Origin of the sequence: Prevotella sp. 885, from assembly GCF_002265625.1 — a bacterium.
In the GTDB taxonomy this organism is placed as follows: Bacteria; Bacteroidota; Bacteroidia; order Bacteroidales; family Bacteroidaceae; genus Prevotella.
Map to the genome: position 1 here is coordinate 14,016 of NZ_NOVE01000006.1, position 10,383 is coordinate 24,398.

At 49.0% G+C, this 10,383-nt stretch carries 9 protein-coding genes; 5 read left to right on the forward strand and 4 right to left on the reverse strand.

Annotation, left to right across the window (positions count from 1 at the left end):
- Positions 1-13: 13 nt before the first annotated feature.
- The 3 genes from CHL74_RS03630 to CHL74_RS03640 all read left to right on the forward strand — a co-directional run bounded on the left by CHL74_RS03630 (position 14) and on the right by CHL74_RS03640 (position 2,404).
- On the forward strand, positions 14-736 hold the full coding sequence (locus CHL74_RS03630; protein ID WP_094879808.1) for a tRNA 2-thiocytidine biosynthesis TtcA family protein: 723 nt from the start codon (positions 14-16) through the stop codon (positions 734-736).
- Between the two features lie 97 nt (positions 737-833).
- Positions 834-1,439 (forward strand): thiamine phosphate synthase, encoded by a 606-nt coding sequence (locus tag CHL74_RS03635; RefSeq protein ID WP_094879809.1) that lies wholly within the window; start codon positions 834-836, stop codon positions 1,437-1,439.
- Between the two features lie 26 nt (positions 1,440-1,465).
- Positions 1,466-2,404, forward strand: a complete 939-nt coding sequence (locus CHL74_RS03640; RefSeq protein ID WP_094879810.1) for a ribose-phosphate pyrophosphokinase — start codon at positions 1,466-1,468, stop codon at positions 2,402-2,404.
- A gap of 84 nt (positions 2,405-2,488) precedes the next feature.
- Here the strand turns inward: CHL74_RS03640 and CHL74_RS03645 are convergent, their stop codons facing one another.
- Together CHL74_RS03645 and CHL74_RS03650 are read right to left on the reverse strand one after the other, a co-directional pair.
- Positions 2,489-3,184 (reverse strand): DnaJ domain-containing protein, encoded by a 696-nt coding sequence (locus tag CHL74_RS03645; RefSeq protein WP_094879811.1) that lies wholly within the window; start codon positions 3,182-3,184, stop codon positions 2,489-2,491.
- A gap of 95 nt (positions 3,185-3,279) precedes the next feature.
- Positions 3,280-5,499 (reverse strand): RelA/SpoT family protein, encoded by a 2,220-nt coding sequence (locus CHL74_RS03650; protein ID WP_094879812.1) that lies wholly within the window; start codon positions 5,497-5,499, stop codon positions 3,280-3,282.
- A 131-nt stretch (positions 5,500-5,630) separates the two neighbouring features.
- On the opposite strand from CHL74_RS03650, the gene CHL74_RS03655 reads away from it, so the two are divergent.
- Positions 5,631-7,148 (forward strand): DUF4301 family protein, encoded by a 1,518-nt coding sequence (locus CHL74_RS03655; protein WP_176452160.1) that lies wholly within the window; start codon positions 5,631-5,633, stop codon positions 7,146-7,148.
- A 101-nt stretch (positions 7,149-7,249) separates the two neighbouring features.
- Here CHL74_RS03655 and CHL74_RS03660 read toward each other — a convergent pair whose 3' ends face one another.
- Positions 7,250-8,902 carry an ABC transporter ATP-binding protein gene (locus tag CHL74_RS03660; protein WP_094879814.1) on the reverse strand — a complete coding sequence of 551 codons (1,653 nt, stop codon included), beginning with the start codon at positions 8,900-8,902 and terminating at the stop codon, positions 7,250-7,252.
- A 3-nt stretch (positions 8,903-8,905) separates the two neighbouring features.
- Complete coding sequence (locus CHL74_RS03665) at positions 8,906-9,289, reverse strand: rhodanese-like domain-containing protein (RefSeq protein WP_094879815.1); 384 nt, start codon at positions 9,287-9,289, stop codon at positions 8,906-8,908.
- A 77-nt stretch (positions 9,290-9,366) separates the two neighbouring features.
- Between CHL74_RS03665 and CHL74_RS03670 the strand changes: the two genes are divergently transcribed.
- Positions 9,367-10,275, forward strand: coding sequence for an RluA family pseudouridine synthase (locus tag CHL74_RS03670; RefSeq protein WP_094879816.1), 909 nt, complete (start codon positions 9,367-9,369; stop codon positions 10,273-10,275).
- The last annotated feature ends 108 nt before the right edge of the window (positions 10,276-10,383 follow it).

The window sequence follows — 10,383 nt, forward strand, 5'->3', positions numbered from 1 at the left end:
ATTTCTCCCCTACATGAAAACGCCAGAACAGCTTCTCCTTAATAAGATACGCAAGAAATTCAATAAAGGCACAACAGACTTCGGCATGCTGGAGGACGGCGACCGCATCCTTATAGGACTCTCAGGCGGCAAGGATTCGCTATGCCTTCTGCAGTTTCTTGCCGAAAGATCCCGTATATTCAAGCCCAACATCAGCATTGAAGCCCTCCATGTACGTATGGGAAACATACAGTACGAGAGTGATGCGTCATATCTTGAGGAGTTTGCACGCTCGCATGGCGTCCCTCTGCACATCATCACCACCAGCTTCGATGAGGAAGGACTCCGCGACAAGCCTGCCTGCTTCCTCTGCTCATGGTATCGCCGCAAAGCCCTCTTCCGTTTCGCCCTCGACAATGGCTTCAACAAGATAGCTCTTGGCCATCACATGGACGACATCCTCCACACCACACTTCTCAATCTCTTCTATGAAGGCACGTTCTCCACAATGCCCGCCGTCATGCGCATGGAGAAGATGCCCCTTACCATCATCCGTCCACTATGCCTTGTCCACGAGGCAGACATCGCCCAGTTGGCACAGCTCTTGGACTATCATAAGCAGAACAAGACGTGTCCTTACGAGAAAGCTTCAAAGCGTGAAGACATGAGGCAGATATACGAGCAAATGGAGAAAGCCAACCCCGAAATACGCTATTCAATATGGCGGGCACTACAGAAAGAGGGCAAACTTACATGAGAAAAGCCAGCAAATTACGATATAGTTAAAAATTGTTCTCAATATAATTGTCCGTTTGACAGAAAATTCATACATTTGCAATTAAAAAATACAGACTATGAAGTTAGCAATAATGACTAAATCCACATTTTTCGTGGAAGAGGACAAGATTCTTGCCACCTTATTCGAGGAGGGGTTAGACAACTTGCATCTTTATAAGCCTGATACCTCCCCAATATATTCAGAAAGATTGCTCTCCCTCTTACCCGAGGAAACATACAATAAGATAACCGTTCACAGCCATTTCTATCTTAAGGAAGAATATCGGCTCGCCGGCATCCATCTCGACAGTACCTCAGAGCCTATACCCGTAGGCTATAAGGGAAAGATTAGCCGCACATGCTCTGACCTTACCGAGCTGAAGGAAATGAAGAAGCAGTCAGCATACGTATTTCTTGGAAATATCTTCCAAAGCCAGTCAGACCCCGCAGCCCCGACGCTCAACATTAATGAGCTGGAGTATGCTGCCGAAAGAGGACTGATAGACAAGAAGGTTTTTGCCATCGGAGGCATCAATGCTGATAACATACAGCTCGTCAGAGAGTTGGGATTCGGAGGTGTCGTCATCTGCGACGACTTATGGAGCAAGTTCAACATACATAACCAGATGGACTATAAAGAACTTATAGCACACTTCGAAAAACTAAGGAAACTAGTATACTAATCCGTAACACATAACAACAAAAAGCAATGAGTGAACAGAACTCTTTTTTGGTATTCTCAGGTACAAGCACGAGATACCTTGCAGAGAAAATCTGCGCAAGCCTGGGTTGTCCGTTAGGCAATTTGGTAGTAACCAAGTTCTCTGATGGCGAGTTCGCAGTCTCGTATGAGGAGTCAATCCGTGGTCGCGACGTATTCCTCGTTCAGAGCACATTCCCCAATTCAGACAACTTGATGGAGCTGTTGTTGATGATTGACGCTGCAAAGCGCGCTTCTGCACGTCACATCAATGCCGTTATCCCTTACTTCGGTTGGGCTCGTCAGGACCGCAAGGACAAGCCGAGAGTGAGCATCGGCGCAAAGCTCGTAGCTGACCTCCTTATGGCAGCTGGCATCGACCGCCTTATCACCATGGACCTCCATGCAGACCAGATTCAGGGCTTCTTCGACGTTCCAGTTGACCACCTCTATGCATCGGGCGTCATCCTCCCATATCTCCAGAGCCTGCACCTCAAGGACATCGTCATCGCTTCTCCTGACGTAGGCGGCTCTAAGCGTGCCAGCACCTTTGCCAAGTACCTCGGCTGTCCGCTCGTTCTTTGCAACAAGACCCGCGCTCGTGCCAACGTCGTAGAGAGCATTCAGATTATCGGCGACGTAAGAGGCAAGAACGTCATCATAGTTGACGACATGGTAGACACAGCCGGAACCATCACTAAGGCTGCCGACGTAATGAAGGAAGCCGGCGCTCTCAGCGTACGTGCATGTGCCTCACATTGCGTAATGTCAGGTCCCGCTTCAGAGAGAGTACAGAATTCTGCCCTCGAGGAGATTGTCTTCACAGACTCTATCCCCTACTCTAACCGCTGTGCAAAGGTTAAGCAGCTTTCTGTAGCCGATATGTTCGCCGAGACCATCCGTCGAGTTATCAGCAACGAGAGCATCAGCTCACAATACCTCGTATAACACGTACGACATTCATTCTTTATACACATAGACACAAAAAAAGCGCTCTTTTCTTCAAAGAGCGCTTTTTTTATGTCTATGCTTTTAAGCATTTCTCATTTCGTTCAGCAGCTGTTTCTGTCTCTCGCTAAGATTCGTCGGCAGCATAACGTTATACGTAATGATGAGGTCACCCATCGTACCGTCGCCACGGTCATAGCCCTTGCCACGCAGCCTTACCTTCGTACCGTTCTGCGTTTCCGGCTTTACCTTCAGCTTAATCTTCTGACCACCCGTGAGTTGCAGGATTACCTCGCCGCCGAGCAACGCCGTGTAAAGGTCGATGTTTACGTTGGCGTTCATCTCGCCCGCATTAGTCCTTGCGCTGCGACTGCGAGTGCCACGACTGCGTGATCCCTTTCCTGCACCTCCGAACAGCTGTTCGAAGAAGCTTGAGAAGCCGCCGCCCTCTCCGCTGAAGCCAGAGAAGTCGAAGCCGCTGAAAGGCGAACCGTCACCGCCACCAGAGTAGTAGTAGCTGCCTCCACCCGGACCTCCCTGTTCGAAGGCACCAGCCTCACGCCATTTCTCACCATACTGGTCATATTTCTTACGCTTCTCCGGATCGGAAATTACGTCATAAGCCTCGTTCAGAGCCTGGAATTTAGCCTTTGCCTTCGGGTCGTTAGGATGCAGGTCGGGATGGAATTGCTTGGCGCGTTTGCGGTAAGCTTCCCTCACTTCGTCCTGAGGGATGTTCTTGTCCACACCGAGAATCTTGTAATAATCAATAAATGCCATAATTCGTATCCTCCTATTATTTTTTATAATCCTCAGAGCAAATTACATGCCGAACACCTGCTTTGTTTGATATTTATTATTTGACCTTGGAGACATCAGTACAGTCTTTCCACCGACTTCACGCCTCTTACCGTGCGCAGCTTCTTCAACAACGCCTCCAACTTCAGCGTATCGTCGATGAGCACGTCAAGGTTGCCGCTGAACAGTCCGTCGTGGCTGTCGATGTTTATCGACCTCATCACAATCTTCTCCTCCTTCGATATGATGTTGGTGATGTTGTTCACGATGCCGATATCATCGTTGCCCACAATGCGAAGCGAAATCTGATACTTCGATTGTCCCTTACCGCTCCAACGGGCCTTCACGATGCGATAGCCGAAGCGCTTGCGCATCTCCGGAGCATTGGGGCAGTTCTGGCAATGCACCTTAATGCCACCCGAAACCGTCACGAAGCCGAAGATTGGGTCGCCGTATATGGGATTGCAGCACTTAGCGAGTGAGAAGTCCACCCCCTTCAGATTCTGACCAATCACCAGCTCATCGTCCGAAGAACGAAAACCGCTTCCCTCTGCGTTCTGCCCTCCGAGGCTGAATCCTTCCGCGCTACGCACAACGCCAGCATACTTGAGGTTAGCCTCATGATCGCGCTCCTCTATGTATTTGTCCACGATGTCGTTGGCGTCCAGCTTCTCGTCCACAATCTGACGGTAGAAGTCAGACATCTCCTTAAAGCCCAGACGCTTCACAAGGTGCGACATCACGCTGTCTTCCATCTCCACCTTGCGGTTTCTGAACTTACGTTCAAGAATTTCCTTGGCGTACAGACCGTCCTTTATCTGAAGCTCCTTCAGCGACTGGCGTATCTTCGCCCTTGCACGTCCTGTCTTCACGATGTTTGTCCAGTCCGCTTTCGGCGTCTGGTTACTCTGCGTCAGTATCTCCACCGTATCTCCCGAATGGAGCACCTCACGTATGGGCACATTCTTGCCGTTTATCTTGCCGCCCACACACTTGTTGCCCACACCAGAATGGATGTGGTAGGCGAAGTCGAGAATGGTGGCACCCTTCGGAAACTTCAGCAAGTCGCCCTTCGGCGTAAACACGAACACCTCATCCTCGTAAAGGTCCATCTTGAACTGGTCCATAAGTTGCAGGTTGTCGTTGTTCTCCAGCGCAGCTCTGATGTTCTTCAGCCAGTCGTCCAGTCCCGATTCGCTCTTGATGCCCTTATATCTCCAGTGCGCAGCCAAGCCCTTCTCGGCTATCTCGTCCATGCGCTCCGTCCTTATCTGCACCTCCACCCACTTGTTCTCGGGTCCAAGCACCGTGATGTGCAAGCTCTCGTAGCCGTTCGACTTCGGCACCGAAAGCCAGTCTCTCAGTCGCTTCGGGTTAGGCTGATACATGTCCGTGATGAGCGAGTAAGCCTGCCAGCATTGCATTTTCTCTTCGCTCAGCGGCGAGTCAATGATGATACGGATGGCAAAGAGGTCGTAAATGCCGTTAAATCCGCACTTCTGCTTCTTCATCTTCTGCCATATCGAGTGGATGCTCTTCGTACGTCCCTTTATGTGGCACTTTATGCCCATGCCCGCCAACTTCTCGCCCAGCGGAGCTATGAACTTCTCTATATATGCGTCGCGTGACCGCTTTGTTGCGTTGAGGTTTTCCTTGATCATGTAGTAGGCGTCATGCTCCAGATACTTCAGACTCAAGTCCTCCAACTCGCTCTTCAGCTTATACAGTCCCAGCTTATGTGCTAACGGGGCATACAGATAGCTGGCCTCCTCTGCCGCGCGGGTCTTCGCCTCCGTGTTCTGCGTGTCGCGAATCTGTCGCATAAGGTTCACGCGGTCCGCAATCATTATCAGCACCACGCGCATGTCCTCCGCGAACGACAGCAGCAGACTGCGGAAGTTCTCACTCTCTATGACAGGTCTTGTGGTGTAAAGCTCATGAATGCGCACCAAGCCGTGGATGATCTGCGCCACGCTCTTGCCGAACATCTTCTCCGCATCCTCCACGGTCATATAGCCGCAGATCACGCTGTTATATAGGAGTATGGCAAGCACGCAGTCGCGCTTCATGCCAATTTCATTCACCTCCAGCTCGGCAGTCTGAAAACTGAGAAGTATAGGATTTTGCCCGAAAACGTCTCTTCTTATCTTATTGCCGTCAATCTCTTCCTCCAGTTGCTTACGCACCTTCGCTTCGTCCTCCTCACTTATCTCGTCGCCGACGAGAGCCTTGAGGCGCTGGGTTATCTCTCCCAGCTCACGACGTTCCTCCAATGTAAATTCGAACTTTTCTTCCATAATTCACACCTTTAATAATTAATTTGCAAGACAAAGGTACAAAAATTCCGTATAACATTTCTTATTTCACGAAAAAGTCTTTACATTTGTAGGGTTATTAGACAATTTATGTAACCATAAAATCAAATATTATGTTATCCAAACAAGATTTAAACCAGATTTCCGCAAGAGGCATCTCTGAGGAGATGGTGGAGCACCAGCTCCAGAACTTCAAGCAGGGTTTCCCGTTCCTTAAGATTGAGGCTGCTGCCGCCATCGGCAACGGCATCTTCAAGCCCACAGAGGAGGAAGTAAAGAAGTACGTGGCAGACTGGACCGACTATCTCTCTTCTGACCACAGCGTCGTAAAGTTCGTGCCGGCAAGCGGTGCTGCCAGCAGAATGTTCAAGGATCTCTTCGCTTTCCTCAGCGCTCCATACGACTTACCCACCACCGACTTTGAGAAGACTTTCTTCGACAATATAAAGAAATTCGCCTTTAAGAAGGCTCTTTGTGCCGAGTGCAAGAAGAACGACGGCGGTTGCGTATGCGACCTTACCAAGGCTGGCAACTATAAGGCTGTCGTGGCTAACCTCCTCGAGGCTAAGGGCCTCAATTACGGTCAGCAGCCCAAGGGCCTCCTCCTCTTCCATCAGTATGAGGACGGACCGCGCACTCCTATGGAGGAGCATCTCGTAGAGGCTGCTCTCTATGCCAGCACCAACGGCAATGCCAACATCCATTTCACCGTCTCTCACGACCATCTGGAACTGTTCAAGAAGAAGGTGGCTGAGAAGATTGCTTACTATGAGCAGAAGTTCGGCATCAAGTATAATGTCAGCTTCTCTGAGCAGAAGCCTAGCACGGACACCATCGCTGCCAATCCTGACAACACGCCGTTCCGCAATGAGGACGGTTCGTTACTCTTCCGTCCGGGTGGTCACGGAGCGCTCATACAGAACCTTAACGAAATTGACGCTGACGTTGTGTTCGTGAAGAACATCGACAACGTGGTTCCTGACAGAATCAAGGACGAGACGGTTCTCTATAAGAAACTCATCGCCGGCATCCTCGTCGACACGCAGAAGCAGGTGTTCGCTTATCTCCGCCTCCTCGAGAGCGGCGCTTACACGGACGCTCAGCTCGAAGAGATGGTCAGCTTCCTCGAAGGCAGACTCTGCTGCCGCAAGCACGACGTCAAGAGCCTCTCTCGTGAGCAGCTTGCCGACTATCTCCGCACCAAGTTCTCTCGTCCTATCCGTGTCTGCGGCGTCGTTAAGAACGTGGGCGAACCGGGTGGCGGCCCGTTCCTTTGCTACAATCAGGACGGCACAGTCAGCCCGCAGATCCTCGAGTCAAGCCAGATAGACAAGAACAACGCTGAGTATATGGAGATGTTCAAGAACGGCACTCACTTCAATCCCGTTGACCTCGTTTGCGCCACAAAGGACAAGGACGGCAACCACTACCAGCTCCCCGACTTCGTCGACAAGAACACGGGCTTCATCAGCTCGAAGAGCAAGAACGGCAAGGAGCTGAAGGCGCTCGAACTTCCCGGTCTCTGGAATGGTGCCATGAGCAACTGGAACACCATCTTCGTGGAAGTGCCCATCGGAACTTTCAATCCCGTTAAGACAGTTAACGACTTGCTTAGAGAACAGCACCAGTAATATTATGAAAAGATAATAAAGAAGGTGTGGCAGAAGTAAAGAAACAGGGATTATCCTTTTTCAATATTTCTGCCACACCTTTTTATTTTAAAAAGTTATATCTAAAGAGAACAGCTTCTCTGACATCTTTCTATTACCAGTGGATCATGCGTTGCAAAGATTAGCGTGCGGTCAGCATAATTCTCATAGAGATTGTCAAGTAACTCTTTTGTCGTTTCTTCGTCAAGAGCGGATGTTACCTCATCAAGAATAAGAATTTCTCCGCCATGCAACAAACCACGTGCTATAGCTATGCGTTGTGCCTGACCTTCCGAAAGTCCTCCTCCATTTTCATGACATAGTGTATCAAGCCCGTTAGGAATGGAGCGTACAAAGTCTGCACAGCAAACATGCAGCATTTCGTATATTTCTTCGTCAGTTGCTGATGGATTGCCTAATAGCAGATTATCCCTTATTGTACCATGCATAAGTGTATTGCCTTGTGGAACATAAATAAAATTACAACGCATGGATAACGATGTCTCGGAACTTTCCTTTTCGTTATACACTCTCACATGTCCCTTCTGCGGGACAGCAAGTGCCACTAACAGTCTAAGTATCGTCGTTTTTCCCGTACCCGTTTTCCCGATCAAGGCGGTTGATGTTCCAGGATGGAAATCAAACGAAAGATTGCTAATTACGTCTTCCGAAGAATCGTCATAACGGAACGATACATTATCTAACATAATACCGCATGGTCCATCCATTTTAATCGGATTGTCATTGAGTTCCTTATCCCAATTCTCCATTTCCATAAGACGTTCTGCGGAGGTTACGGCTCCGACGAAAGAAGGTAATATACCATACAAATTCCGTAGAGGGCGATACACCTTATTAATTAATTGCAGAAAGGCTGTCATTCCACCAAAAGTAAGTGTGCCAGCAGACATTCGCAATGCAGCCCATAGGAAGGTTAGAATATAGACAAATGATTCTCCTGCGCTTACTATAGCACTCGCACGTATAGAAAACGACGTGGATTTCTTCATATTACCAAACAAGTTAGACTGGACGAAAGAAAAGCGTTCTGCTATAGTTTGGGTTGCTTCAAGCACCTTGAGGAGAGATCTATTCTGGATACTGTCCTGAATGACTGCTTGAATATTGCCCTCTGATTCACGTACGTCTTTTATAAGTTTGTGCATCTTCTTGATATATATTCTACTAATAGCCAAAGAGATGACAATTACCCCAAAGACCAAGATAGGCAGATAGTGGTCTAAATGATACAGACAAACCATTGCGGCAGCAAACATTATCAATCCTGATGCTGACTCTGGAATCTTGTAGCCTACAAAATTTAAGATAGTAGACACATCGATCTCTATACGGTTGACGATATCACCGGAATGAAGTTTGCCACTATCCTTACTTAATAACAGTTTATGCAATATACGTTGCCGCATATTGTTCTTTGCACGTGTTCCTTCAATATTGCCTACCCAGGTGCTGAAGGCCGTCAAAGCGAAGCCTAATACTATTAACAATGTAAGAATACCGATTGAACGAATGATGGATTCGCCTGTATTTATGGATGCCGAATCGATGACTCTTTTTACAGTCCATACTTGTAACAGACTGACAATCACCTCTAATATACCAAGAAGCAAAGCCATAAATACCAGCAGACGACAGTTGCGTATCGTGAGGACAAGGTATCTAATGACAGCATGTAGCTGCCACTTCCTTCCATTCCCAAGAATAGCTTTCTTCATTTTCTACTCTTTTGTCACTTCCTTTCCTTCTTCTATCCACCCGTTAAACCCTGCATCGAGTTCTACAACTTTGTATCCTTTCTTTGCGATTAATTCAGCAGCCTTCTTGCTTCGTTTTCCGCTTCTGCAATTAACGGCTATGGTGCGTTTGCGTGGTAAAGAAGAGAGGGCTTTCTGAAGGAAGTCGGGTTGTAGGACATCGATGTTGACGGCGTTGGGTATGTGTCCCTCGTCAAACTCCTTGGCTGTGCGTACGTCGAGGCGTATGACGGAGGTGTCGGCGATGAGATGCTGGAAATCGTCCACGGAGACGCTACGGAACCCGGGCTTAGAGGACTGGCAGGAGAGAAGTCCTGCGAGGATGATAGTGGCTAATAATGTTTTCATGGTTGCAAAATTACGTTGTTTTTAGTGTATTAGCGAAAATATCAGTAACTTTGTGACTGAAAAAAGGAAAAAGAAAGATGAAACAGCCAAATAAGCAAAACTATTACAGTAGCCGTGGAGGAGACTGCACGGAGTATGTGGTAAGCGAACAGACCCCGGACGCTCTCCTTCAGTATCTGCTCTCTCACGCCAAGGAGAGCCGCAACAAGATAAAGGCGACGCTGCAAGGACGCGGCATTAAGGTGAACGGTAAGGTGGTGACGCAGTTTGACGCGCCGCTGCGTAAGGGCGACCGCATTCAGGTGGCACGACACAAGAACAACAGCGCCTTTAAGAGTCGCTACGTGAAGATTGTGTATGAGGACAGATGGATAGTGGTGGTGGAAAAGAACATCGGCATTCTCTCAATGGCGGCAGGTCACTCGTCGCTGAACGTGAAGTCGGTGCTGGACGACTATTTCCTGAAGACCCGTCAGCGTTGCCGTGCGCACGTAGTGCACCGCCTCGACCGCGACACAAGTGGTCTGATGATCTACGCCAAGGACATCGACACGGAGCAGATTCTGGAGCACGACTGGCACGGAACGGTGTATGACCGCCGCTACGTGGCTGTAGTGAGCGGCGAGATGGAGGACGACAACGGCACCGTCCGTAACTGGCTGAAGGACAACAAGGCATACGTCACTTACTCGTCGCCGACTGACAATGGCGGCAAGCTGGCTGTGACGCACTTCCATGTGCTGGCAAGGACTACTGAGCACTCGCTGGTGGAATATAAGCTGGAGACGGGTCGTAAGAACCAGATTCGTGTTCACTCAGCAGACATGGGACATCCTGTCTGCGGCGACACGAAATATGGCAACGGCGACGATCCTCTGCACCGTCTCTGCCTCCACGCCTACGTGCTGTGCTTCGTGCATCCCATCACAAAGGAACGGATGGAGTTTTCTACGCCAATTCCAACATCGTTCCGCAGTTTGTTCTAAGAAAGGTGTCCCACAGATAGCGGATTAAGCAGACGATTTATAGGATTACGGATTTTTCTGATTATTCTGATTTTATGCGCAAAATGGCGTTAGCATCAGACTAATCAG

Coding starts and splice junctions, on each gene's coding strand:
- CHL74_RS03650 (WP_094879812.1), bottom strand. CDS start 5,499: ATGGAAGAAAAGTTCGAATTTACATTGGAGGAACGTCGTGAGCTGGGA.
- CHL74_RS03665 (WP_094879815.1), bottom strand. CDS start 9,289: ATGAAAACATTATTAGCCACTATCATCCTCGCAGGACTTCTCTCCTGC.
- CHL74_RS03645 (WP_094879811.1), bottom strand. CDS start 3,184: ATGGCATTTATTGATTATTACAAGATTCTCGGTGTGGACAAGAACATC.
- CHL74_RS03640 (WP_094879810.1), top strand. CDS start 1,466: ATGAGTGAACAGAACTCTTTTTTGGTATTCTCAGGTACAAGCACGAGA.
- CHL74_RS03630 (WP_094879808.1), top strand. CDS start 14: ATGAAAACGCCAGAACAGCTTCTCCTTAATAAGATACGCAAGAAATTC.
- CHL74_RS03635 (WP_094879809.1), top strand. CDS start 834: ATGAAGTTAGCAATAATGACTAAATCCACATTTTTCGTGGAAGAGGAC.
- CHL74_RS03655 (WP_176452160.1), top strand. CDS start 5,631: ATGTTATCCAAACAAGATTTAAACCAGATTTCCGCAAGAGGCATCTCT.
- CHL74_RS03660 (WP_094879814.1), bottom strand. CDS start 8,902: ATGAAGAAAGCTATTCTTGGGAATGGAAGGAAGTGGCAGCTACATGCT.
- CHL74_RS03670 (WP_094879816.1), top strand. CDS start 9,367: ATGAAACAGCCAAATAAGCAAAACTATTACAGTAGCCGTGGAGGAGAC.